This is a genomic window from Streptomyces sp. NBC_00654 (assembly GCF_026341775.1).
Lineage (GTDB): Bacteria > Actinomycetota > Actinomycetes > Streptomycetales > Streptomycetaceae > Streptomyces.
The window spans coordinates 1,026,525-1,050,622 of the sequence record NZ_JAPEOB010000001.1 but is presented as its reverse complement, the minus strand read 5'-3'; the positions used below and the strand labels follow the sequence as shown (position 1 = coordinate 1,050,622).

General features: G+C 71.7%; 18 protein-coding genes and 4 pseudogenes. 11 read left to right on the top strand and 11 right to left on the bottom strand.

What is annotated here, in order from left to right:
* Window positions 1–127 precede the first annotated feature (127 nt).
* Entirely contained in the window at window positions 128–874 is a 747-nt protein-coding gene (locus OHA98_RS04535; RefSeq protein ID WP_266922800.1) for a DUF6227 family protein, read from the top strand.
* 192 nt (window positions 875–1,066) lie between these two features.
* Here OHA98_RS04535 and OHA98_RS04530 read toward each other — a convergent pair whose 3' ends face one another.
* Window positions 1,067–2,644, bottom strand: coding sequence for an MFS transporter (locus tag OHA98_RS04530; RefSeq protein ID WP_266927712.1), 1,578 nt, complete (start codon window positions 2,642–2,644; stop codon window positions 1,067–1,069).
* Between the two features lie 103 nt (window positions 2,645–2,747).
* Between OHA98_RS04530 and OHA98_RS04525 the strand changes: the two genes are divergently transcribed.
* Entirely contained in the window at window positions 2,748–3,926 is a 1,179-nt protein-coding gene (locus OHA98_RS04525) for a YafY family protein (RefSeq protein WP_266922799.1), read from the top strand.
* Window positions 3,927–4,082: 156 nt separating this feature from the next.
* Here OHA98_RS04525 and OHA98_RS04520 read toward each other — a convergent pair whose 3' ends face one another.
* The gene (locus OHA98_RS04520) at window positions 4,083–5,078 is read right to left on the bottom strand and encodes an RNA polymerase sigma factor RpoD/SigA (RefSeq protein WP_266922798.1); all 996 of its coding nucleotides are present in this window, start codon (window positions 5,076–5,078) and stop codon (window positions 4,083–4,085) included.
* A gap of 499 nt (window positions 5,079–5,577) precedes the next feature.
* Between OHA98_RS04520 and OHA98_RS04515 the strand changes: the two genes are divergently transcribed.
* Entirely contained in the window at window positions 5,578–6,591 is a 1,014-nt protein-coding gene (locus OHA98_RS04515) for a questin oxidase family protein (protein WP_266922797.1), read from the top strand.
* A 7-nt stretch (window positions 6,592–6,598) separates the two neighbouring features.
* Here OHA98_RS04515 and OHA98_RS04510 read toward each other — a convergent pair whose 3' ends face one another.
* Window positions 6,599–7,381, bottom strand: coding sequence for a dioxygenase (locus OHA98_RS04510; RefSeq protein WP_266922796.1), 783 nt, complete (start codon window positions 7,379–7,381; stop codon window positions 6,599–6,601).
* A 181-nt stretch (window positions 7,382–7,562) separates the two neighbouring features.
* Here OHA98_RS04510 and OHA98_RS04505 point away from each other — a divergent pair, with 181 nt between their 5' ends.
* A complete protein-coding gene (locus tag OHA98_RS04505; protein WP_266922795.1) occupies window positions 7,563–8,075 on the top strand; it encodes a MarR family winged helix-turn-helix transcriptional regulator in 513 nt (170 codons plus the stop codon).
* 51 nt (window positions 8,076–8,126) lie between these two features.
* Here the strand turns inward: OHA98_RS04505 and OHA98_RS04500 are convergent, their stop codons facing one another.
* Window positions 8,127–9,680: an MFS transporter gene (locus OHA98_RS04500; RefSeq protein WP_266922794.1), complete on the bottom strand. Its 1,554-nt coding sequence runs from the start codon at window positions 9,678–9,680 to the stop codon at window positions 8,127–8,129.
* A gap of 326 nt (window positions 9,681–10,006) precedes the next feature.
* On the bottom strand, window positions 10,007–10,669 hold the full coding sequence (locus OHA98_RS04495; RefSeq protein WP_266922793.1) for a TetR/AcrR family transcriptional regulator: 663 nt from the start codon (window positions 10,667–10,669) through the stop codon (window positions 10,007–10,009).
* A gap of 260 nt (window positions 10,670–10,929) precedes the next feature.
* Here OHA98_RS04495 and OHA98_RS04490 point away from each other — a divergent pair, with 260 nt between their 5' ends.
* Complete coding sequence (locus tag OHA98_RS04490) at window positions 10,930–12,207, top strand: M6 family metalloprotease domain-containing protein (protein ID WP_266922792.1); 1,278 nt, start codon at window positions 10,930–10,932, stop codon at window positions 12,205–12,207.
* 31 nt (window positions 12,208–12,238) lie between these two features.
* Here the strand turns inward: OHA98_RS04490 and OHA98_RS04485 are convergent, their stop codons facing one another.
* From OHA98_RS04485 to OHA98_RS04470, 4 genes and pseudogenes are all read right to left on the bottom strand, one after another.
* Complete coding sequence (locus OHA98_RS04485) at window positions 12,239–13,987, bottom strand: class I adenylate-forming enzyme family protein (protein WP_266927710.1); 1,749 nt, start codon at window positions 13,985–13,987, stop codon at window positions 12,239–12,241.
* A 408-nt stretch (window positions 13,988–14,395) separates the two neighbouring features.
* A pseudogene (locus tag OHA98_RS04480) lies at window positions 14,396–15,344 on the bottom strand (dihydrodipicolinate synthase family protein).
* Window positions 15,341–16,348 carry an ABC transporter ATP-binding protein gene (locus tag OHA98_RS04475; protein ID WP_266922791.1) on the bottom strand — a complete coding sequence of 336 codons (1,008 nt, stop codon included), beginning with the start codon at window positions 16,346–16,348 and terminating at the stop codon, window positions 15,341–15,343. Before OHA98_RS04475 ends, OHA98_RS04480 begins: the two are co-directional and overlap by 4 nt.
* Window positions 16,345–16,860: pseudogene (locus OHA98_RS04470) on the bottom strand (oligopeptide/dipeptide ABC transporter ATP-binding protein); the annotation flags it as partial. The gene OHA98_RS04475 and the pseudogene OHA98_RS04470, both read right to left, overlap by 4 nt.
* 211 nt (window positions 16,861–17,071) lie before the next feature.
* Between OHA98_RS04470 and OHA98_RS04465 the strand changes: the two are divergent.
* Window positions 17,072–17,803, top strand: coding sequence for a FadR/GntR family transcriptional regulator (locus tag OHA98_RS04465; RefSeq protein ID WP_266922790.1), 732 nt, complete (start codon window positions 17,072–17,074; stop codon window positions 17,801–17,803).
* Between the two features lie 65 nt (window positions 17,804–17,868).
* A pseudogene (locus tag OHA98_RS04460) lies at window positions 17,869–18,554 on the top strand (NEW3 domain-containing protein); the annotation flags it as partial.
* 256 nt (window positions 18,555–18,810) lie between these two features.
* Here OHA98_RS04460 and OHA98_RS04455 read toward each other — a convergent pair.
* Window positions 18,811–19,518, bottom strand: a complete 708-nt coding sequence (locus OHA98_RS04455; protein WP_266922789.1) for a FadR/GntR family transcriptional regulator — start codon at window positions 19,516–19,518, stop codon at window positions 18,811–18,813.
* Window positions 19,519–19,671: 153 nt separating this feature from the next.
* Here OHA98_RS04455 and OHA98_RS04450 point away from each other — a divergent pair, with 153 nt between their 5' ends.
* Both OHA98_RS04450 and OHA98_RS04445 read left to right on the top strand, forming a co-directional pair.
* Complete coding sequence (locus OHA98_RS04450) at window positions 19,672–20,631, top strand: dihydrodipicolinate synthase family protein (RefSeq protein ID WP_266922788.1); 960 nt, start codon at window positions 19,672–19,674, stop codon at window positions 20,629–20,631.
* 58 nt (window positions 20,632–20,689) lie between these two features.
* Window positions 20,690–21,607: pseudogene (locus OHA98_RS04445) on the top strand (ROK family protein).
* A gap of 40 nt (window positions 21,608–21,647) precedes the next feature.
* Here the strand turns inward: OHA98_RS04445 and OHA98_RS04440 are convergent.
* Entirely contained in the window at window positions 21,648–21,854 is a 207-nt protein-coding gene (locus tag OHA98_RS04440) for a hypothetical protein (protein WP_266922787.1), read from the bottom strand.
* On the opposite strand from OHA98_RS04440, the gene OHA98_RS04435 reads away from it, so the two are divergent.
* Complete coding sequence (locus OHA98_RS04435) at window positions 21,778–22,440, top strand: N-acetylmannosamine-6-phosphate 2-epimerase (RefSeq protein ID WP_266927708.1); 663 nt, start codon at window positions 21,778–21,780, stop codon at window positions 22,438–22,440. The two genes, OHA98_RS04440 and OHA98_RS04435, sit on opposite strands and share 77 nt — an antisense overlap.
* Before the next feature lie 95 nt (window positions 22,441–22,535).
* Window positions 22,536–24,056, top strand: coding sequence for a sialate:H+ symport family MFS transporter (locus tag OHA98_RS04430; protein WP_266922786.1), 1,521 nt, complete (start codon window positions 22,536–22,538; stop codon window positions 24,054–24,056).
* Window positions 24,057–24,098 lie beyond the last annotated feature (42 nt).

Genomic DNA, 24,098 nt, shown 5'->3' with positions numbered 1-24,098 from the left:
CCCGAAATCGTCCGGGAACTTTCTGCGTGTGCCCTACGTTTTTACGAACCCCGGTCACGATGTCAGACCCAGGGACTACGTTATGCACGCATCAAGTAACACGCGGCGACGGCCTGGAGACAGCACCTTGAGCGATCCGTACGAGACAACCGAGCAGCACCTCGACCGACTCCTGCGACGCGCCCTCAACTCGTTCGACCTGCCCGACATCACGGTCGACCGACTCGGTACGGCTCTGGCGCACAGCAGTGCCCTGCATTCCTCGCACCACAGCTCCGTCCTGCACCGTGAGACCTACCGGCACACCTATCTCCTCTCCGACGGCTCCGCCCTGACCCTGTGGGAGCTGGTCCACAGCGGCGGCCGGGACATCACGGTCCCCCGCCGCCACGAGCTGTACGACGACGAGGCCGACGCCCATGTCGCCGCCACCAGGCTGGCCGGGAGCTTCTCGGACGCCCCGGTCTTCGGCGACGACGGCCCGCAGCCGGACCTGGAGGTCCTCACCCTCCTGATGTCCGCTCCCCCGGCCCCGCTGCCCCGGATGTACGCACCGGACAACTCGGCGGACCACGCCCGCCGCGTCCTGCGCCGCGCGGAGAACGGCGACCGGCCGGGCGAGGAGACCGCCCGGATGCTGCGGGCCGCCTTCGCCCACCACATCACCCAGATCTTCGGGCGCCAGTGCCGTGTCGACGGGCAGGACGCGGGCTTCACGCTCTACGAGCACGCCTTCCTGCTGCTGGACGGCAGCGAGACGAGCCTGTGGGAGGTCGAGCACACGGCTACCCCGGACGGCCGCCACATGTGCGAGGTGTACGGGGCCGAGCGCGACGCCCGCGCGGCCATGGAGAACCGCACCCGGATCTGCTGACCCACGCACGGCTGCCCGCGCCCCCTGTTCGTACAGGGCGCGCGGGCAGCCGTCGGCCGGGACGCCGGTGAGGGCGTCGGCGGGACACCGGCGGAGGCATCGGCCGGGCTCAGCCCCCGGCCACCTCACCGCGAGCCGGCACGTCAGTGCGCCGGCCACCTCACCGTGCCGGCACGTCAGTGCGCCGGTACGTCAGTGCGTCAGCGCCGGCTCCTTGGTGGCCCCGGTGTCACCGGTCCCGGCTGCGGAACCAGCACGACCCGTGCCGTCCGCACCCCTCGTGCCGTCCGCCTCCGTACCGTCGTCCCCCGCGCCCTCCACATGGGCCCGCGGCCTGGCGGGCAGCGCGAACATCACCAGGAAGATCACCGCGAGCACTCCGGCCACCCACCACAGCGACTGCTGGAACGCGTTCACGAACGCCGGGCCCACCGCCTCCGGGCCGAGCCGGTCACCGATCGCCCCGAAGAAGACGACCGACACCAGCCCCAGCCCCAGCGCCGTACCCATCTGCTGGACCGTGTTGATCAGCCCGGACGCCGATCCCGCGTGCTCCTTGGGCACTTCGGAGAGCACCGCGTCCGTCAGCGGGGCCACGATCAGCCCCATCCCCACGCCCATGACCACCAGCGGCAGGGCCATCTGCCATGCCTCGATGCCCATGCCGTACCGCTCCGCCTCCCAGATGTAGAGCAGCAGCCCAGTGATCATCAGCAGCGCGCCCGCCTGGAGGACCTTGCGGCCGAAGCGGGGTACGAGCTTCTGCACCGAGACCCCGGCGGCGACCGAGACGGCAATCGAGAACGGAATGCCCGTCGTACCCGCCCGCAGCTCGCTCCAGCCCAGGCCCATCTGCATGTAGAGCGTCCAGACGAGGAAGAAGATGCCGAGGCCGATGCCGAAGGTCAGCTGTACGGCGATGCCCGCGGCGAAGCTCTTGACGCGGAACAGCGACAGCTCGATGAGCGGCGAGGCGTCCGAACGGGCCTTGTGCCGTTCGTACGCGATCAGCGCCAGGAACACGAGCAGACTGCCCACCATCGATACGTGGCCCCAGAGCGGCCAGCCCAGCTCGCGGCCGCGCGTGAGCGGGTACAGCAGCATCAGCAGGCCCAGCGTGACCAGGAGGACGCCCACCAGGTCGAGGCGGAGCGCCTTCGGCGCCTTCGACTCGCTGATGAACCTCCGCCCCAGGATCAGTCCCGCGATGCCGACCGGCAGGTTGATCAGGAAGATCGGGCGCCATTCGAGCCCGAAGAGGTTCCACTCGGTGAGCAGCGCGCCCAGCAGCGGTCCGGAGACGGCGCCGAGTCCGACGATCGCCCCGAACAGGCCGAAGACCTTGCCGCGCTCGTGCGCCGGGAAGGTGGCATGGACGATCGACAGCACCTGCGGCACCATCAGCGACGCCATGCCGCCCTGGAGGATGCGGGAGGCGACCAGCATCTCCGGGTTCGCGGCGAAGCCGCAGAGGGCCGAGGCGAGGGTGAAGCCGCCGATGCCGATGAGGAAGAGCCGCTTGCGGCCGTAGATGTCGCCGAGCCGGCCGCCGGTGATCAGCCCGGCGGCGAACGCGAGGGCGTATCCGGCGGTGATCCACTGGATCGAGGTGAAGGAGGCGCCGGTGTCCCGCTTGATGCTCGGGATGGCGATGTTGACGATCGTGACGTCGACCAGGTCCATGAAGGCAGCGGTCATCACGATGGCGAGCGCGAACCAGCGGCGCCTGTCGGCGGGGGCCACCGGGGCTGTCGGCCCCTTCGGCTCCATGGGTGCGGCCGCCGTGGACGGCAGTGATTCGGAAGAAGGCATGCGGAGAAGCTAGAGACCCATTAGGTCAGTTCATGACCTGTTGGACCGGCATCCTGAACCCATGACCGATACCTCGGCACGACTGCTGAATCTGCTGTCGCTCCTCCAGACGCCCCGCGAGTGGCCGGGCAGCGAGCTTGCCGAGCGGCTCGACGTCAGCGCGCGGACGATCCGCCGCGACATCGACCGGCTGCGCGAGCTGGGCTATCCGGTCGAGGCCTCGCGCGGTTCGGTCGGCGGCTACCGCCTCGTCGCGGGCACCGCCATGCCGCCGCTGCTGCTGGACGACGAGGAGGCGGTGGCCATCGCGGTGGGGCTGCGGGCAGGCGCCGGGCATGCCATCGAGGGCGTCGACGAGGCCTCCGTACGCGCCCTGGCGAAGCTGGAACAGGTGCTGCCCTCACGGCTGCGGCACCGAGTCTCGGCGCTTCAGCACGCCACGGTCCCGCTGACCCGGGGCGACGGTTCCCTCATCGATCCACAGACCCTGACGACGCTCGCCTCGGCGGCCACCGGGCAGGAGCGGCTGCGGTTCACCTACCGTAAGGGGGACGGCACCGAGACGAAGCGGCAGGTCGAGCCGTACCGGCTGGTGAGCACCGGGCGGCGCTGGTATCTGGTCGCGTACGACCTCCAGCGCGAGGACTGGCGTACGTTCCGGGTGGACCGGGTCAGTGAGCCGTTCGCGACAGGTGCCCGGTTCGTTCCCCGGCCGCTGCCCGGTGAGGACGAGGAGGCCGGCGATGGCGGTGGGAACGGCGGGGACGGCGGGACGGGCAGGACCGGCGGGAACAACGGGACGGGCAGGAGCGGCAAGGGAGGCAGGAGCGGCCGGGGCGGCGAGCGCGGGGGAGGCACGAGGGGCGACGGGAGCGGGGACGCCGCGAAGTTCCTGGCCCGTTCGATGGCCCGGATGAAGCCGGAGCTGCGCTTCGACGTGAGTTTCGGGGCGCCCGCGGAGTTCGTGGCGGCGCGGCTGCCCGCGGCCTTCGGTGCGCCGGAGGTGACCGGGGAGCAGAGCTGCCGGCTGCGCGCCGTCTCCTCCGACTCGCTGGAGTGGCTGGCCCTGCGGCTGGCCCTGGTGGACTGCGAGTTCTCGGTGCACGGTCCGCCGCAGCTGGTGGAGTACGTCGCCGGCCTGGGCGCCCGCCTGGCACGTGCCACGCGGCCCGGCCCGGCCCCCGCATCCCCCGCGGAGGCACCGGCGGAGGCACCGGCGGCACCGCCTGCCGCATCCTGAGCGGGGCGCCCGCGCACAGGGCGTCGCGCCCCGCACACATGAATGAGCCCCGGCGCCGGGGGGGGTGGGCGCCGGGACTCAGCTCAGGGGACCGGCATGAACCGGTCGGGTGGGCCGGTGCGAACCGGCTTGATTGGGAGGTTACGGGTTATTGGCTCACGCCGCAGCGTCAAAGCCCGTGTCGTGAGCCATTCGCTTCAATTCGAGCAACGCGTGCTTCTCGATCTGGCGGATCCGCTCCCGGGTGAGGCCGTGTTCCTTGCCCACCTCGGTGAGGGTCCGCTCGCGGCCGTCCTCTATGCCGTAGCGCATCTTGATGATCGAAGCCGTCCGGTTGTCCAGCTTGCCGATCAGGTCCTCCAGCTCCTCGCTGCGCAGCAAGGTCATCACGGACTGCTCGGGCGAGACGGCGGAGGTGTCCTCCAGCAGATCACCGAACTGCGTGTCGCCGTCGTCGTCCACGGACATGTTCAGGCTGACCGGGTCACGGGCCCAGTCCAGGACATTGCCGACCCGCTCAGCGTTGGAGTCGAGCTCGGCGGCGATCTCCGCGTGCTCCGGGTCGCGTCCGTGCTCGCGGTTGAACTCGCGCTGTACCCGGCGTATCCGGCCGAGCTCCTCCACCAGGTGGACGGGAAGCCGGATGGTGCGGGACTGGTCGGCTATGGAACGCGTGATGGCCTGACGGATCCACCACGTCGCGTACGTGGAGAACTTGAAGCCCTTGGCGTAGTCGAACTTCTCGACCGCGCGCACCAGGCCCGCGTTGCCCTCCTGGATCAGGTCGAGCAGGGGCAGCCCCGCCCGCGGATAGCGTCGGGCCACGGCAACGACGAGCCGGAGGTTGGAACGGATGAATATGTCCTTGGCGCGCTCGCCCTCGGCGACCAGCGCCTCCAGCTCCTCACGCTTCGCCCCACCGGCTTCGCTCTCCACTTCGCCGTCGAGGATCTGCTGGGCGTAGACGCCCGCCTCGATGGTCTGCGAGAGGTCGACTTCCTTCGCGGCGTCGAGCAGTGGTGTGCGTGCGATCTCGTCCAGGTACATGCCGACCAGGTCGCGATCGGCGATCTCGCCTGTGGCGCGAACACTGCTTGCCCGGTCGGTCCCACCGGTGGTGGACGAACGACGGGCGACGGCACGGGTTGCCATGCGTGCTCCCTTGCTATGTAGGTCGCGACACCTTTCGGGTGCCCTGCATCCGATGGAAACAACGACTGGAATCCGGACAGAATTCCCATGCCACTCATTCATTTTCGCGATCATGCAGTACCCTGTCCGCCGCCGGTCGCCGGAGGCATGCCGTCCTTACCCGCGGAAGCGCAGGTCAGGACCGGTACGGAAGCCGATCCGGGGGCACTCACGGACATCTGCCACCATGTCGCCCGTGAGACCGCGCTCACACGCGAACGGCCTCTTTCACCCGACGCCCCCGACTGCGCCCCCCACCCCTGAAGACGACCCGTAACGTCCACCGGTTGCTCAGGATGTCCGCATTGTCGGCAGCCGGAAGCCGGGCGGCCTCCGGAACCAGGACCCCGGACCGATACGACCGGGACCGCGGCCCGATCCCGGCCGGGACCTCGGACCGATACCGACCGGGACCGCGGCCCGATACGCGCCGCCCCGCGGGTCTCTAGCGTGAAGTGGCATGGACGACACCACAGGAACCCTCGACGAAGCCCTGGAGCGCCTCCATCTCTCGGGTCCCGAGCGCGACGGCTGGCTCAGCAATCACGGGCCGATGGCCGTGGAGGCACTGGTACGGCACGGCCAGGCCCCGGCCGTGCACCGCTGGCTCGACCACTACAAGGCGAAGCTGGAGGACATGCCGGACACCGATGCGCCGGTGACCGCACGGAACTGGCGGGAGGCGCTCGGCGATCCGCGCCGCATCGCCGACTGGACGGCGTACTTCGAGCGGGAGACGGCCGAGCGTCCCTGGCGCGACGTACTCGCCGAGTGGTGGCCGACCCTGCTGCCCGGCATCGCGGCGGGCGCCACCCACCCGGTGATCCGGGTGGGCCACTCCGTACGCACCCTGCTGGCCGGGGAGCCGACCGCGCCCCGCGTCCAGGAGCTGGCCCACGCTCTCGGCTACTGGGCCGCCCGGCACCAGCCGCTGCCGGACCTCCCCACGCTCACCCCCGCGCCGAGCGCCGCCGCCGCGCTGGACGCGGTGCCCGCGGTGGCCGTGCAGAGCGGCGGCGTACTGGACCGGCTGGCGCAGCTCACCGGATTCCCGGGCTGGCCCGAGCGGACTCCCGCCGGCCCGGACGCCGCCCGCACCGCACTCGAGGAGCTGGTCCGGGCCTCGACCCACCGTTACGCCACTCACGGGTACGGCGAGCCGATCATGCTGGTACACGCGGCGACCGCGCCCAACGCGGTGCTGCGCACCCTGCCCGCGCTCCCCCGCGAGCTGTGGGCCCCGAGCCTGGCGGCGGCCTGGGCCGCGAGCGCCGCGGTCACCGCCGCCTACACACCCGCCGCACCTGCCCCGTACGCACCGGCGGCCACCACGGCCGAGGAACTGTTCGAGCGGGCGGCCGCGCACGGCGACGACCACACCATCAAGTTCACCGACACCGCGCTGGACGTCGGCGACGCGACCGCCCTCGCGGCGGCCCGGCGCGCGATCGAACTGAACCCGCCGGCCCTGTAGAGAGAACTCAGCCGAACTGCACCGAGCGCTTCGCCAGCCCCATCCAGAATCCGTCGATGACGCTGCGCCCGCGGTCGAGTTCGTCCTCGGAGGCGCCCAGCGTCACGAACAGGGGCGCGAAGTGCTCGGTGCGCGGGTGCGCCAGCCGGCCCGCCGGAGACTTGTGCTCGAAGTCCAGCAGGGCATCGATGTCCTGCTCCTGGAGCGCCCGGTCGCCCCAGTCGTCGAACTCGGCCGACCAGCCGGGGATGCCGCCGCCCGGGTGCCGCAGGGCCGCCAGGTTGTGTGTGAAGAAGCCGCTGCCGACGATCAGTACGCCCTCGTCGCGCAGAGGGGCGAGTTTGCGCCCGATGTCCATCAGCTTCCGCGGGTCCAGCGTGGGCATGGAGATCTGGAGTACGGGGATGTCGGCACCCGGGAACATCTCCACCAGCGGCACATACGCACCGTGATCGAGCCCGCGGTCCGGGATGTCCTGCACCGGCGTACCGGCGCCGCGCAGCAGTTTGCGCACGCTCTCGGCCAGCCGCGGGGCGCCCGGGGCGTCGTACCGCACGGCGTAGTAGTGCTCGGGGAAGCCCCAGAAGTCGTAGACCAGCGGCACGGGCTCGGTGGCGCCCAGCGCGAGCGGGGCCTCCTCCCAGTGCGCGGACACCATCAGGATCGCGCGGGGGCGGGGCAGCCCCGCGGACCAGGCGGCCAGCTGGCCGGGCCAGACCGGGTCGTCGGCGAGCGGCGGTGCGCCGTGCGAGAGGTAGAGGGCGGGCATCCGCTCCGCGGTGACAGTCATGGCACTTCCCCAATCCACGGTGGCTCAAGGCAGGCGCTCCACAGGTCACACAAGGCCATACTCAGGGGTTCCTTCTTCAGGTTTCCTGCGTAACCTTCCGGCGATGCTTCTTGAATCTTCAAGTTCCTATCTCTGGAGACCTTAGCTTCATCTAGTTAAACTTTCAAGAAAAGGTCGTACAGTGGAGTACATGACCACGGCATCCACCAGCGCGCCGCGCTGGCTCACCGACGACGAACAGAGCGTCTGGCGTGCCTATCTGCATGCCACCACGCTCCTGGAGGATCACCTCGACCGCCAGTTGCAGCGCGACGCCGGCATGCCGCACATCTATTACGGACTGCTCGTCCAGCTCGCCCAGGCGCCCCGGCGCCAGATGCGGATGACCGAGCTGGCCAGGAACGCGAAGATCACCCGTTCCCGGCTCTCGCACGCCGTCGCGCGGCTGGAGAAGAGCGGCTGGGTGCGGCGCGAGGACTGCCCGTCCGACAAACGCGGCCAGAACGCGGTGCTCACGGACGAGGGCCACGAGATGCTCCGCCGCTCGGCACCGGGGCACGTCACCGCCGTACGGCAGGCGATGTTCGAACGGCTCACGCCCGAGCAGGTGCGCAGCCTCGGCGAGATCATGCGGGTACTCGCCACCGGTCTGGAGCCGGAGGGTACGGACGCGGATCTGCCCTGGCTCCGCTGAGCGGGGCCAGGGCAGATCACATCCGGCTGCCGGTACGGGTACCGGCGGGTGTCAGTGCGCGATGACGGGGATCTTGAACTCGTCCTCGGCACCGGCGCCCCGGCCCGAACCGGCAGACCCGGCAGAACCGGCCGAACCCGGACCCACGCCCGGCCCCGCGCCCGGACGCCCGGTGTTGATCATCGTCACCGCGATGGCGGAAGCCGCCACGAGGATGCCGACCGCCCACCAGATGGCGCTGGCGAAACCGCTGACCATCGCCTGGAGCTCCAGAAGCTTCGGGTCCGTGGCGCGGGCGGCGTGCTCGGCGACGTACGCCGTGGTGGCGCCGGCCGCGATGGTGTTCAGCAGCGCCGTGCCGATGGCGCCGCCGACCTGCTGCGAGGTGTTGACCATCGCGGAGGCGACACCCGCGTCGCGCGGCTCGATACCGTGCGTGGCCAGGGACATGGCGGGCATGAAGGCCGTGCCCATGCCGAGGCCGAGCAGCAGCTGACCGGGCAGGATGACGCTCGCGTAGCTGGTGTCGATGTCCAGCTGGGTGAGGAACAGCATGCCGAGGGCGGCGACCAGGAAGCCGGGGCCCATCAGCAGGCGCGGGGGCACACGGGTCATCAGCCGGGTGCCGATCTGGGTCGAGCCGGTGATCATGCCCGCGATCATCGGGAGGAACGCGAAGCCGGTCTTGACCGGCGAGTACCCCTTCACGACCTGGAGGTAGTAGGTCAGGAACAGGAACAGGCCGAACATCGCGATGACGGCGAGACCCAGCGAGAGGTAGACCCCGCCGCGGTTGCGCTCGGTCAGGACGCGCAGCGGCAGCAGCGGCGACTTCACCCGCGACTCGGTCACGACGAAGGCCAGCAGCAGCGCTCCGGCCGCGACGAACATGGAGACGGTCAGCGCGTCGGACCAGCCGGCCGACTCGGCACGGGTGAACCCGTACACCAGGGCGACGAGGCCGAGCGTGGACAGGATCACACCGGGGATGTCGAGCGGCGAGCGGTTGCGGCCGCCGGCCGGCTCACGGATGACGAAGTACGCGCCCGCCGCGGCGATCACCGCGAACGGGATGTTGACGAAGAACGTCCAGCGCCAGTTCAGGTACTCGGTGAGGAAGCCGCCCAGGATCAGGCCGACCGCGCCACCGCCACCGGCGATGGCCCCGTAGATGCCGAACGCCTTGGCGCGCTCCCTGGCATCGGTGAACATCACGGCGAGCAGCGAGAGGGCGGCCGGTGCGAGCAGCGCGCCGAAGGCACCCTGAAGCGCGCGGGAGCCGAACATCATCGCCTCGCCCGTGGCCGCTCCGCCGAGGGCGGAGGCCAGCGCGAAGCCGATCAGGCCGACGACGAACGTGCGCTTACGGCCCCAGAGGTCGGCGATGCGTCCGCCGAACAGCAGGAGTCCGCCGAAGGCGAGCGCGTAGGCGGTGATGACCCACTGCTTGTTGCCTTCGGAGATCCCGAGGTCCGTCTGGGCGGACGGCAGCGCGATGTTCACGATGGTCGCGTCGAGGACGACCATCAGCTGGGCGAGCGCGATGAAGGCCAGGGCTTTCCAGCGACTTGGGTCGGGAAGCAGGGTGTCGGCCGTTTTTGACATGGGAGTAGCCACCTAGGGACGTGCGAGGACGCGCAAGGACGTCGTGAAGGTCGTGGGTGCCGTGAGGGTCGTGGGAATCGTCGAGAAGGTCGTGGGAGTCGTCGAGGCCGCGGAGGCCTTGAAAGTCGTGGAGGCCGTGGAGGCCGTGCAGGGTCGTGGAGGCCGTGCAGGGTCGTGCAGGTCGTGCAGGTCGTCAGCGGGCGGAAATGAGCGCACGCCGGAGCCCGCGCGTCGCACCCGTGCGCACACGAAGGCGAACGGAGGCGTGGGTGAAGTCGTCGGCCGGGCGGGGCCCTCGGGCCGGAGAGGTCAGATGGGCGCGGGCGTCAGGAGCGACGCCGCATGTCCTCCAAGGTCGCCGCCGATCCGGGCAGTACGGAGCGGGCCGGGGTTTCCAGGCCGTCCAGGAACAGCTGCAGATGGCGGTGGGCGAACCGGTCGATGTCCAGGCAGGCGGTGCCGGGCAGTGGCCGGGTGAGCTGGGAGAGGGCGACGAGTACGTCACCGACGGCGATGTCGGTGCGCAGCCGCCCCGCGGTCATGGCCCGCCGCACAAGCCCTTCGACGGCCTCTTCGAGGCGCCGGCGCTCGGCGAGCAGGTCGGGGTGGTCCTTGTCGAAGACGCCGGAGAGCATCGGACACAGGGCGCCGATCCGTTCGTCGGCGGCCGCGTGCACGAAGCGGCTGAGCGCGGCGAACGGATCGGACTCCGCCGCGACGGCCTCTTCGGCCCGGTCGGTGGTGCGGGAGGTGACCGCGAGGACGACCTCGTGGGTCAGCGCCGCCCGGTCGGGGAAGTTCCGGTAGAGCGTGGCATTGCCGACTCCGGCCCGGCGCGCGACATCGTCGAGCGGGACCTCGGGTCCGAACTCGACGAACATCTCGCGGGCGGCCGCCACGATCCGCTCCCGGTTGCGCAGCGCGTCGGCCCGCGGACGGGGCGTACGGCGCCGGGCTGCCGGTGCTGCGGTTTCGTCGACGGTCTGCACGACTGCGGCCTTCCCTCCGAGTGTCCGGTCGATCCCTCCGGGTAACCGGGGATCGTTTCCCCGTTTCGCGGGGACACAGGTGTAAACGGGGAGAGGTTCCCCGGTTATTTCCCCCTTGAGGGTGACCTGGGTCACACCACTTGAGGGGAAAACCCTCCGATCGGCGCACCCAGCGAGCGGCCCCGCACCGCCCGGCACAGGCTGATCGCCAGAGCGCAGTCAGGGGTCGGCCGGCTGCCGCGGACCCGAAGGCGCCTGAAATGCAGCAGCCCCGCCACCGGATACGCAGATACCGCCGCCCGGCCGCTCTCGCCGGAGCCACCGCCCTGGTCATCGCGGCCATGGCATCGGCCAGCTCCACCCTCCCCGTATCCGGGCCCGCCGCCGCGGGCCCGGTGGCCGCCGTGCCGGAGTCCGGGGACGGCCCCTGCCGGATCCCGGCCACCATGGGCGTACAGATGTCGGAGGGCATGCCGACCCCGCCCGGCTACTCCCGTTCCACCGGTCAGGTCCGAGCGCTCAATCTGATGATCGACTTCCCGGACGCACCGGGTTCCGGGACGGCCGAGGACCGGTTCGCGGAGTTCTTCCCGCAGACCTCGGACTGGTTCCGGACCAGCTCCTACGGCCGACTCGACTACCGGCCCGAGGCCCCGGTGAAGACCTGGCTGCGGATGCCGCTGCCGTTCGCGGAGTACGGGATAGAGCGCGGCTCACCCTACGAACCGGGCTACCGCAAGCTCGTCAAGGACCTCGTCGAGGTCGCCGACCCGAGGGTGGACTTCTCCGCGTACGACCTGGTCAATGTGCTGGTCACCCCGAACGCCGGGCCCTCGGCGCTGGACACCGTCCTGTCGGTGACCTTCTCCGGCAACGACGACGCCCCGTACGCGGACGGTGTCCCGCTCGCCAACACCTCGTTCGTCTACAGCCGCCAGGACGACGGCTCCGGCTCGTACGCCGAGACGGGCTACCGCGTCCTGCCGCACGAGAACGGCCATGTCTTCGGGCTGCCCGACCTCTACACCATGGAGGGCGGCGGCTCCGTCGGGCACTGGGACATCATGTCCGAGGACTGGGGGGCCAACAACGACTTCCTCGGCTGGCACAAGTGGAAGCTCGGCTGGCTCGACAACAGCCAGATCAGCTGCGCCTCCCGGCCCGGCACCAGTGACCACGTCCTCGGCCCGCTGGCCACCACCGGCGGGACCAAGCTCGCCTTCGTGCCACTGGGCGCCCAGTCCGGCTACGCGGTGGAGGTACGGACGGCCGCGGGCAACGACGAGGCGGTCTGCCGGCCCGGCGTACTGGTCTACAAGGTCAGCTCCGACGTGGACACCGGCCAGGGCCCGGTCTCCGTCGCGGACAGCACCGAGGACAGCGGCGGCTGCACCCGGCGGCCCAATGTGCACGCCGAGCTGTCCGACGCGCCGTTCCGGCCCGGCGAGACGTTCACCGACCGGGCCAACGGCATACGGATATCCGTGCTCGGCAAGGACTCGGCGGGCGACTACCGGATACGGATCACCCGCCCCTGACCCCTGACTTCTGGCTCTTGGCCCTTGGCCCTTACGCCTGCTCCTGCTCCTGCTCCTGCTCCTGCACCCGGTCGCGGACCGGGCCGCGCAGTTCCCGCTTGAGGATCTTCCCGGTCGCGTTGCGGGGCAGCGGCTCATCGGTGAACAGGACATGGGCCGGCACCTTGAACGCGGCCAGATGCCGCCCGACGTGCTCCCGCAGCCCGTCCGCCGTGACCGCCGCACCGGTACGCAGCCGGACGACGGCCGCGACCTCCTCCCCCAGCACGGGGTGCTCCACCCCGAGCACGGCCGCGTCCTCGACATCGGGGTGGTCGTGCAGAGTGGCCTCGACCTCGATGCAGTACACGTTCTCGCCGCCCCGGATCACCATGTCCTTGATCCGGTCGACGATGCTGATCCGGCCCTCCCGCAGCACGGCGAGGTCGCCCGTACGGAACCAGCCGTCGGTGAACGCCGCGGCGGTCGCCTCCTCGTCGCGCCAGTAGCCCCGGACCAGCGCCTGGCCGCGCAGCCACAGCTCTCCGGCCTCGCCGTCCGGCAGCGCCTCGCCCCGCGGCCCGGCGATCCGTACCTCGGTGGTCGGGGTCGGGCGGCCGACGCTGTCCGGGTGGGCCCGGTACTCGGCGCCGAAGTTCGCCAGGACGCCGCCGCTCGTCTCGGTGAGGCCGTAGCCGTTGCGGGGCTCGATCCGCTCGCCGTACCGGGCGGTGAGCCGGGCCACCAGGTCCGGCGGAGCGGCGGCGCCGCCCGTGTTGAGCATCGCCAGGCTCTCCAGCCCCTCGTCCGCCCCCTCGGAGGCGGCGGCGAGCAGCTGGAGCGCGGTGGCCGGGACTCCGGCGTAGTGCGTGACGCCGTGCTCGCGGATCAGCCGGAGCGCCTCGGGCACGTCCCACTTGCGCATCAGGACGAGCGAGCCTCCCGCCGCCATCGCCGCGTAGAAAGCGGTGAACGCGGCGACGTGGAAGAACGGGAACGTCATCAGCGAGACCGGCGCGGGCCCCTGCCCCGGGAGGACCCCGCGCCCCAGCGCGGAGGCCGCGGCGTGATAGCGCGGGTTCAGGGCGGCTCCGGCCTGGGCGAGATGGGTGGCGACGGCTCCCTTGGGACGCCCGGTGGTGCCGGAGGTGTAGATGATCGTGGCGTCGTCCTCGGGCCGGACCTCCACGTCGGGCGGCGCGGCCATCGGGTCGGGGGCGGGAAGGTCCTCGTACCGCTCCACACGCGCCGCATCGGCGCCCCCGGCGGGCGGCCCGCCATGGAACAGCACCACGCGCGCCCCGGCCCTCCCCGCCCAGCCCGCCACCCTGGGCAACCGCTCCCCGTCGACCAGGAGCACACGCGGTTCGCAGTCGTCGAGGGCGTACGCGAACTCCTCCTCGGTCCACCAGGCGTTGAGCGGTACGGCGACCAGTCCGGCCAGCTGCACGGCCCAGAACGCGATCTGCCACTCGGGGTGGTTGCGCATCGCGACGACGGCCCGGTCGCCGGGGCGCAGCCCGTACGTCCCGCTGAGCCTGCACGCGAGGGCGGAGGCCGCGGCGAAGAACTCGCCGTAGGAGTACCGGCGTTCGTCGGCGATCAGGAACGGCCGGTCGCCGTACGCCCAGGTGGTCTCCACGAACTCGCGGAGCGTGCGCGGCCCGTCCACGTAGACCAGCGGCCCGTGTTCGGCACGCGTCACCGCGAAGGGAGCGCCGGGCGCGGTGAGGGAGGCCTCGATTCGAGCGGTGGCTCCGGGGTCCGCGGGGGCGGGCCCGACCGGGTCCGGGGCAGGCATCGGGTCGGTGTGCGGCACGGGCTGCCTCTCCAAGCGCTTGCTCAGTATCCGGGCGACGCTATGCCCGAGCCCCGGTGCCGTCAAGGGAGCCCCGGCCGGGCTGAGGGACGTCGCACGGGACGCCCCTCTTGTCCTCGCACCTGGCGTCCGTCCTCGCACCTGGTGTGTCCTCACACCCGGTGTGTCCTCACACCCGGTCCGTCCTCACACCCGGTCCGTCCTCACACCCGGTCCGTCCTCACACCCGGTCCGTCCTCACACCCGGTCCGTCCTCACACCCGGTCCGTCCTCACACCCGGTGTGCCCTCACACCCGGTGTGCCCTCACACCCGGTGTGCCCTCACACCCGGTGTGCCCTCACACCCGGTGTGCCCTCACACCCGGTGTGCCCTCACACCCGGTGTGTCCTCACACCCGGTCCAGGCAGGCGCGGTCCAGGCCCGCGCGGTCCAGGCAGGCGGCGATCGTCGCCGTCTCCTCGGTGTCCAGGGGGCGCATCGGCGGGCTCATCACGTTCGTCGCGATGATGCCGCGCAGCATCAGGGCCGTCTTGAACGCGCCGAGGCCGGCGGCCGTGGCCGACGCGGTGCCGGGGCGGGCCGCGCGGATGATGTCGAACAGCGCGACGAGCCGGTCCTGTTCGGCCCTCGCCGTCACCCAGTCGCCCCGTACCGCCGCCTCGTGCAGCCGCACATAGCCGTGCGGGTCCACATTGCCCAGGCCCGGGACCGAGCCGTCGGCGCCGCTGAGCATCATCGCGTCGACCACCAGATCATGGCCGGTGAGCAGGGAGAAGCCCGGCAGCTCGCGGGCTCCGAGGGCCAGTCGGCGGAACGAGCCGTCGTCGCCGCTGGAGTCCTTCACCCCGGCGATCACGCGATCGGCGGCGAGCGGCAGCAGCAGTTCCGGGTCGAGCTTGCTGTGGACGCAGACCGGTACGTCGTACGCGAGCAGCGGCAGATCGACCGCGGCCGCGATGTCCCGGAAGTGACGGTCGATCTCGTCGGCGTGGGTCCGGGTGTAGAAGGGTGCGGTGGCGACCACCGCGTCGGCTCCGAGTCCGGCCGCGGCGCGGGCCCGCTCGATGGCGGTTGGTGGTCGTCTCGATGGCCCCGACGATGACGGGGACCTGGCCCGCCGCCGCACCGGTGATCACCGTGATGACCTCGTCCTGCCGCGACGGCGTCAGGTACGCGGTCTCGCCGGAGCTGCCCAGGGCGAAGAGGCCGCTGACACCTCCGTCGAGGAGATGGCCGACCACCCGCTCCAGGGAGGCCCGGTCGATGTCCCCGTCCGCCGTGAGCGGGGTGACGACGGGCGGGATCACGCCGGAGTACTGGGAAGTTCGGGCGGTCATGCGGTGCTCCTTGCGGACGGTACGGGGGTCGGGTCCCCGGTGAGGGACGCGGGGTTCTGGGGGTGGACGCAGTGCCAGCGGTGTTCGTCAGGCCCGGAGGTGACGGCCGGGAAGACCGTGGCGCACTCGTCGTCCGCCTTCCAGCAGCGGGTGCGGAACGGGCAGCCGGACGGCGGGTTGGTGGCCGACGGCACGGGGCCGGTCAGCACGATCCGCTCGGTGGTCTCCAGCAGGCTGGGCGTCGCCGAGAGCAGGGCCTCGGTGTACGGGTGCGCCGGGGCGCCCGCGACATCGGCGGCCCGGCCCTCCTCGACGATGCGGCCGAGGTAGAGGACGGCGATGCGGTCGGCGAGGTACCGCACGGTCTGGATGTCGTGCGAGATGAACACCATGCCGAGGCCGAGGCGTTCGCGCAGGTCGACGAGGAGGTTGAGGACCTGGGCGCGTAAGGAGACGTCGAGCGCGGAGGTCGGCTCGTCGGCGACGATCAGTTCCGGTTCGAGGGCCAGCGCGCGGGCGATGGCCACCCGCTGGCGCTGGCCGCCGGAGAGCCGGCCGGGCAGCGCGGCGAGGGTGTGGCCGGGCAGGCCGACCAGGTCGAGGAGTTCCTCGACCCGGGCCTCGCGGGAGGTGCGGGTGCCGCGTCCGTGCACATCCAGCGGGTCACGCAGGATCCGGCGGACCGTGAGCCGTGGGTTGAGGGCGGTGGAGGGGTCCTGGAAGACGACGCCGACCGCGGACCCGAAGTCGTCGCGGCGCTCGGCCGCCGACATCTCCCACAGATCGCGGCCGCGGAAGCCGACCCGGCCCTCGGTGGGCTTCTGCAGCCCGGTCAGGACCCTGGCGAGGGTGGACTTGCCGCAGCCGGACTCACCGACCAGGCCGACGATCTCGCCGCGCTCGATCTCCAGGGTGGCGTCGGTGAGGGCGTGCACGGCGTCCCGGCGGAAGACGCCTCCGCTGCGTGCCTTGTGGCGTACGTGAACGCCGTCGAGCCTGATCACAGGGCGCTCCCTTCCAGCTGTGCGGCGGACGTCGCCGGGTGGTGGCAGGCGAAGCCGTGGTCGTCCGCACTGCCGCGTGCGGTGAGTTCCGGGGTGGCGGTGCGGCACAGTTCGGTGGCCTCGCCGCAGCGCGAGGCGAACCGGCAGCCCTCGCCGAAGCCCTGGGGCGCCGGGACGACCCCGCGGATCTGGTGCAGCCGTTCGGCGCCCGCCTCCAGGGAGACGACCGAGCCGAGGAGGCCGCGGCTGTAGTGGTGGGTGGGGTCGGTGAGTACGGAGCGGGTGGCGCCGATCTCGGCGAGGCGGCCCGCGTACATCACCGCGACCCGGTGCGAGAGATCACCGACCAGGGCCAGGTCGTGGGAGACCAGGACCATGGCGAAGCCGAGTTCCTCGCGCAGCCGGACGAGGAGTTCCACGACCTGGGCCTGGACGGTGACGTCGAGGGCGGTGGTCGGCTCGTCCGCGATCAGCAGACGCGGGCTGCGGGACAGCGCCATGGCGATCAGCACGAGGTGCGGCGCTCCACACCGGCTGATCTCAGCTCGGGCACGGGTCCTCCAGGAAGGTGAAGGTGGGACGGAGGGCGGAACACGGAGCCGAGACACGATCGCGGGGATCATTTCCAGCTGAAGAAGCATGAGACGTCAGATGTCTGATGCCTTGATAGCGTTGGAACGTAGCTTGACAATCGAGAGGGGTCAAGAGGTGGGGAGTTCACATATGTCCGGTACGAGGCCCGGCAGACAGCTGCTCCGGCAGGAAGTCGTCGACGGCATCAAGCGCTACATCCTTGAGGAGAAGCTGCGCCCCGGAGACTCGCTGCCCACCGAGCCCGCCCTGTGCGAGGCGCTCGGCGCCAGCCGCTCCAGCGTCCGCGAGGCGGTCAAGATCCTCAACGCCCTGGACATCGTCGAGGTGCGCCACGGACACGGCACCTACGTCGGCAGGCTGAGCCTGTCCGCGCTGGTGGAGAGCCTGACCTTTCGCGGGCTGCTCTCCCCGGACGACGATGTCCAGGTCCTGGCCGACCTCGTCGACGTACGCGAACTCTTCGAGCGCGGGATGGCCGACCGGATCGTGTCCCTGCTCGCCCCGGAGCAGCTCGACGCGCTGGACGGCCTGGTCGCCACCATGCGTGAGACCGACGCCCGGGACGGGACCGGCTTCGTGGAGGCCGACCGGGCCTTCCACGCGCTGCTCGTCGCGCCGCTCGGCAACAATCTGATCGGCCAGCTCTCGATGGCCTTCTGGGACGTGTACGCGATCGTCGCGCCGCACCTGAACGGATTCACGCACGCCGACGAGACGGCGACGGTCGCCGCCCATCAGAACATCGTGGACGCGGCACGGGCCGGGGACATTCCCGCGTTCATCACCTCGCTGAGCGAGCACTACGCCCCGGTCAGGTGCCGGATCTCCGAGGCCCGCGCCCGCGAGGACCACCAGAGCTGACCCGCTGCCGGCCCGGCAGTCACTCCACAGCCGGCCCGGCAGCCTCTGCCGGAACCCTTGACGGATACAGCTACTCGGACGACGACGGTGTGACGTGGACCCACCGCCGTATCACCCAGCAGAACAAGTACCCTGCCTGGGCAGGCATGTTCGCGTCCGTCGGCGAGCGCATCCAGCTCCGCGCGGGCGCGTACGAGGGCCGGCTGCTCCAGCAGTACGCCATCCGGAACAACGGTGCCAACTACGCGGTCAGCGCCTACAGCGACGACCACGGCGAGACTTGGAGAATGGGCAACCTGGTCGGGCCCGGCGGCGACGAGAACAAGACCGTCGAGCTCTCCGACGGCAGGATCAGCTGCCCGGCGGACGCGTCGGACTGCTCTACGAGCGCGCCGACTACCAGCACATCACCTACTCGTCGTTCGACCTGAAGTGGCTCGGCGGCACCTGTGCCGACATCACCATCACCCCGCCCGCCACCCTGAAGGCGGGCAGCGGCGCGGAAGTGGTCGTCCGGGTGGTCAACCGGATGGACGTACGCCGCGACGCGGGCACCATCGATCTCACGGTGCCCGGCGGCTGGACGACGAGCCGGGCCGCCATCCCGGCGCTCAACCCGGGCCAGGGCGCCAACATCAAGGTTCCCGTCACCGTCGCGGCGGGCGCGTCGGGCGGCGTCAAGCTCACCGCGACGTACCGGGCGAACGGCAAGCAGGCCTCGGGCAGCGCGACAGTGACCGTCACCCCGTAGGGCGCCGCGCCCCGGGAGGGCGGTCACCTTCACCCCGGGGCGGCAGGGGCGGGCCGGGCAGCCGGACTCGACGGGTTCGAGTCCGGCTGCCCGCGGGCTCTGACCGGTCGGACTCCGGCGGCTCGCGCAACGCCCGGTCAGCGTCCGGCGGCTCGCGCAACGCCCGGTCAGCGTCCGGCGGCTCGCGCAACGCCCGGTCAGCGTCCGGCGGCTCACGGAACGCCCGTCGGATTCCGGCGGCTCACGGAACGCCCGGTCAGCGTCCGGCAGTCTGCGGACCGGCCGGTTCCAGGCGGGTGCGGATGCCGTCGAAGTGGGTGCGCATGGCCCGTACGGCGCGTTCACCGTCTGCCGCCGCGACCGCCTCGACGATCTCCCGGTGCTGGGCACAGGTGACGGCGGGGTCCTGGTGGCTGTCGTCGAGGTCTTCGCGCACCCGGTCCATGGCCGCCCAGAACGCGTCGAGCACCTCGCTGAGCAGGTGGTTGTCCAGCGACGCGTAGAGCGCGAGGTGGAAGGCGCGGTCGGTGGAACGCGCCACCCGGCCGCTGAGGGCCTCGGTCTCCATCTCGGCGACCAGGCCGCGCAGCACGTCGAGGTCCTCATCGGGGATACCTGCGGTGACCGCACCGACCAGCCCCGCCTCAAGTGCCTCCCGCACCTTCATCAGTTCCAGCAGACCGGGCTGCCCCTGCCGGTACCGGACGGCGGCGCGGAAGGCGAGCCCCTCGACGAACGGCTCCAGGGAGAGCGAGCCGACGAAGGTGCCGAAGCCGCGCCGGATCTCGACCACATTCATGGCCTGGAGCGACTTGAGAGCCTCGCGCACCGAGACCCGGCCGACCTCGAAGAGGTCCATCAACTCGCTCTCGGTGGGCAGCGCGTCGCCGGGGGCGAGCCTGCGCTCCAGGATCAGCTCCTTGATCCGACGCTCGATGTGCTTGGCCGTGGTGGGGCGGGCCACAACGTACTCCTGAGGTGCGATTGCCCCTTGACCGGTCGCAGGAGCATCTGTTTAAGGTAAGCCGGACATAGGACATCTTACGTCTTGTGTCTCGGTCCGACGGCCGCCCCGGCGCCACGGACCGGTGCATCGACCAAGCTGGAGTCCCTCACCATGTCTCTGACCGCACCGTTGCGCGGCATCGTCCCGCCGGTCTGCACTCCGCTCGACTCCCGCGGGGAAATCGACACCGCGTCCCTCGGACGGCTCGTGGAGCACCTGATCGACGGGGGCGTGCACGGACTGTTCGCCCTCGGTTCGACGAGCGAGGTCGCCTACCTCACCGACGAGCAGCGCGCCACGGTGCTGGAGACCGTGGTCAATGTGGCCGACGGCCGGGTTCCGGTGCTGGCGGGGGTCATCGACACCACGACCGCACGGGTCACCGCACACGCGAAGTCCGCCGAGAGCCTGGGCGCGGACGCGCTCGTGGCGACCGCGCCGTTCTACACCCGCACCCACGGCAAGGAGATCGCCGGGCACTTCCGGCGGCTGCGCGCCACGGTCGACCTGCCGCTGTTCGCGTACGACATCCCGGTCGCCGTGCACTCCAAGCTCTCCGGCGCGCTCGTGCGCGAACTGGCCGAGGACGGCACGCTCGCGGGGCTGAAGGACAGCAGCGGGGACGAGGGCGGGCTGCGCCGGCTGATCGTCGAACTGGGCGGGCGGGGCGGCCGCGAGGAGGGCCCGGCACCCCGGTTCAGCGTGCTGACCGGGTCCGAACTCACCGTGGACGCGGCCCTGCTGGCCGGGGCCGACGGAGTCGTACCGGGAATCGGCAATGTGGACCCGGCCGGCTATGTACGGCTGTACGAGGCGGCGCGGGCCGGCGACTGGGCGCTGGCCGCGAAGGAACAGGAGCGGCTCGTCGAGCTGTTCGCCATGGTCGATGTGGGCCCGGAGGCCGACATGGGCCGCAGCTCCTCCGCGCTCGGTTCGTTCAAGGCCGCGCTGCGGCTGCTCGGCGTCATCGAGTGCGGCGACACCGCGTTCCCGCAGATCCAGCTGTCCGCCGAGTCGGTCGTCCTGGTCGCGCGCCGGCTGCGCGCCGCAGGCCTGCCGCAGGTCCGATGAGCACCGGAACCCTGCCCGCCTCCGCCTCCGCCCGCGTCGGCACGGCACCGGCACCGCCGTGATCGGCCTCGATCTCGGCGGTACGAAGATCGCCGCCGCGCTCCTCGGACGCGACGGCACCGTACTGGCCCGGCACACCCGCCCCACCCCGGCCCGGGACGGTTCCGCCGCCGTGCTCGACGCGCTGGCGGCGGCCGTCGCGAGCGTGGACCCGGACGGGTCGGCCACGGCGCTCGGAATCGCCGCGGCCGGGGTCGTCGACCCCCGTACCGGCATGGTCACCAGCGCCACCGACTCCATCCGCGGCTGGGCGGGCACCGCGCTGGGGGCCGGGCTCGCCGACCGTACGGGGCTGCCGGTGGCCTGCGACAACGACGTACGCGCCACGGCCGGACCCGAACTCGCCGCGCTGGACGGGGAGCACTGATCGCTGCTGTTCGCGGCCGTCGGTACGGGAGTGGGCGGCGCCGTCGCCGTCGACGGGCGGATGCTCCACGGCGCCTCCGGGATGGCCGGGCACCTCGGCCACCTGCCGAGTCCGGAGGCGGCCGGACTGCCCTGCACCTGCGGTTCCACCGGGCATCTGGAGGTCATCGCCTCGGGACCCGGCATCACCGCCCGCTACGAGCGGCTCGCCGGTACGTCCGTGGACCGGCTGGAGACCGTCGCCGCCAGGGCCGCGCGGGGTGACGCCGACGCCGTACGCGCGATCACCACCGGCGCCGCCGCTGTCGGCCAGGTGCTCGGCGGGCTCGCCAACGCGCTCGGCCCGGACCGGGTCGTCGTCGGCGGCGGCGTCCCCCGGATCGGCCCGCTGTACGGCGACGCCCTGGCCGCCGCCTTCACCGCCGAACTGATGCCCCCGCTGCGCGGGCTGACCCCGGCGGCCCCGCTGTTCGGCCACGACGCGGCTGTGCTCGGCGCCGCCGCTCTCACCACCACACTTCCCCTCCACCCCCCGGGAGCCCTCCGATGAGCACGCCGCACGAACGACCGGCAGCCGGCGGGTAGGCCGCCTACGCCTCCGCGGCCGACGACACCTCCTCCGCCTCCGCCTCCGCCACGGTCTCCGCCCCCGCCTCCGCCACGGTCTCGCCCGCCGCCCCTTCCCCTGCCCCTTCCTCCGCCGCTTCTCCCGCCGCCCGGCTGGCCGACGCGCTCCGGGGCAGGCTGATCGTGTCCTGCCAGGCACCGCCCGGCGATCCGATGCGGGAGACCGCCACGCTGGTGCGGCTGGCACGGGCGACCGTCGCCGGTGGGGGATCGGCGATCCGTGCCAATGAGCCGGAGGTCGTCGCCGCGATCGTGGCGGCCGTCGGCCTCCCGGTCATCGGTCTGTGGAAGGACGGCGACACCGGCGTCTACATCACGCCGACCGTCCGCCACGCGCTCGCGATGGTGGAGGCCGGTGCCGCGGTGGTCGCCGCCGACGCCACCGACCGGCCGCGCCCCGACGGATCGGCCTTCGCCGAACTGGTCGCGGCCGTCCACGCTGCCGGGGCCCTGGTCATGGCCGATGTCTCCACCCTGGCCGAGGGCATCACCGCGGCCGCCCAGGGGGCGGACTTCGTCTCCACGACGCTCTCGGGCTACGTTCCCGGCCCCCCGAGGCAGACCGGCCCCGACCTGGACCTGGTGGCCGCGCTCGCCGCCGCGATCGAGGTGCCCGTCGTCGCCGAAGGCCGTATCAGCACCCCGGAGGAAGCCGCCGAGGCCCTGACCCGCGGCGCCCACAGTGTCGTCGTGGGCACCGCCATCACCGCGCCGACCGCGCTGACCGCCCGCTTCGTGGCGGGCCTCCGCCCCTGACCCACCCCCGGCCCGGCCCCGGCCCGGCCCCGGCCCGCCCCACACGTGGGACGGCCGTTCACAGGCGAACGGCCCTCCCGCATCCTGGAGTCATCGTGCAGACCCCGACACCGCCGACTTCCCCGGCGCTCCCCACGCTCCCCTGGTACCGCGAGGTGAGCCGCACCCAGTGGAAGTCCTTCTTCGCCGCCTGGATCGGCTACGTCCTCGACGGTTTCGACTTCGTGCTGATCACCCTCGTACTGACCGAGATCAGCGACGAGTTCGGGCTGAGTACGGTGCAGGCGGCCGGCCTGGTCTCCGGCGCGTTCATCACCCGCTGGCTGGGCGGCGCGGTGCTCGGCGCCCTCGGCGACCGGTACGGCCGCAAGCTCTCCATGGTGCTGAGCATCCTGCTCTACTCGCTCGGCACCTTCGCCTGCGGGTTCGCCTGGAACTACCACAGCCTCTTCGCCGCCCGGCTCGCCATCGGCATGGGGATGGCCGGGGAGTACAGCGCCAGCGCCACGTACGTCATGGAAAGCTGGCCCGCCAGGGTTCGCAGCCGGGCCAGCGGCTTCCTGATCTCGGGCTTCTCCGTGGGGTCGGTGCTCGCGGCGCAGGTCTACGAGTGGGTGGTGCCCTCGCTCGGCTGGCGCTGGATGTTCTATCTGGGCCTGCTGCCCATCGCCGTCGCGCTGTGGATGCGGCGGGCACTGCCGGAGGCGGCGGAGTGGGCGGAGTCGGTCGGGGCGAAGGGTGCCAGGCCCAACCCGTTCCGGCCGCTCTTCGCGACACGCGGCCGGGCCACGCTCAACACGGTCCTCGGTGTCGCCGCGAGCGCCTCACTCTTCCTGATCTTCACCCCGGGCGGCACGGGGCTGGTGCCCGTGCTCTCCGTGACCGCCGGGCTCGCGCTCGCCGCCTTCGCGGTCCAGCTGGGCGGCAGACGCGGGTGGCTGCTGTACGTGTCGATGATCACGACGCTGTTCTTCGCGTTCCTGTACTCCTGGCCGATCCAGGCGCTGCTGCCCACGTACCTCAAGGACGACCTGGGCTACACCACCGACCAGGTCACCGATGTCCTCTACTTCGCGGGATTCGGCACCATGGCCGGCTGCTGGGCGGCGGGATTCCTCGGTGACCGGATCGGCGCAGGGAAGGCGTACGCGCTGACGCTCGTGGCCTCCCTCGCCTTCGTGTTCCCGGTCTTCGCCGTACGGGACAACCTGCTGCTGCTCGGCATCCTGCTCTTCGTGCTCCAGGCCACCGGCTTCGGCATCTCCGGTCTGCTGCCGCGCTACATCGGCGGCCACTTCCCGCCGGAGAGCAGGGGCGCGGCACTCGGCTTCACGTACAACGTGGGGGCACTGGGCGGAGCCGTCGCCCCGGTCCTCGGCGCGCATCTGGCCTCGGGGATGGACCTGGGGCAGGCGCTGGCGGTACTGACGTTCGCGGGCACGGTGATCGTGGCGCTCCTGGTCGGCTTCGACGTACCGGCCCGGCTGAACCGGCTGACGGACCCCGACGCCACGGAGGACCACCTCGCGGCGGACCACCCTTCGGCGGACCACCCTTCGGCGGACCACCCTTCGGCGGACCACCCTTCGGCGGAAGCGGCGCCGCGAACGGTCTGACGGACGAGGACCACGCATCCGACGGGGCCCTGACCGGGAACC